Source organism: Enterococcus sp. C46 (assembly GCF_040887565.1).
GTDB lineage: Bacteria > Bacillota > Bacilli > Lactobacillales > Enterococcaceae > Enterococcus_B > Enterococcus_B lactis.
This window is the reverse complement of the sequence record NZ_JBFOGA010000045.1, coordinates 1-241: the sequence shown is the minus strand read 5'-3', so window position 1 is coordinate 241 and position 241 is coordinate 1. Positions and strand designations below refer to the sequence as shown.

Sequence of the window (241 nt, the reverse complement as noted above, 5' to 3'; positions counted from 1 at the left end):
CTTTAACAGAACGTGAGTTGAAATTTTGACAACCTAATTTTTCTAAGGAAGAAAAAACAGTCTCAACTGTTTTTCTTTGTTTTCCAAGTAAGCTGTGGTCTAGTTTTTCTGATTTATCCATGTTTTTACGTGGCGGAACGGATATAGTAATGCCCTTAAGGGCAAGCTTTTCATGGATTTTATGGCTAATATATCCTTTGTCCCCTAGGATATTGGGAAGATTCGCTTCTTCCGATAAAGT

1 protein-coding gene is annotated in these 241 nt (G+C 36.1%); it reads right to left on the bottom strand.

Annotated elements, in window-relative coordinates; genetic code table 11:
* The coding region (locus AB3I27_RS14080; RefSeq protein ID WP_368023026.1) for a transposase at positions 1 to 241 on the bottom strand (241 nt) is incomplete at both ends.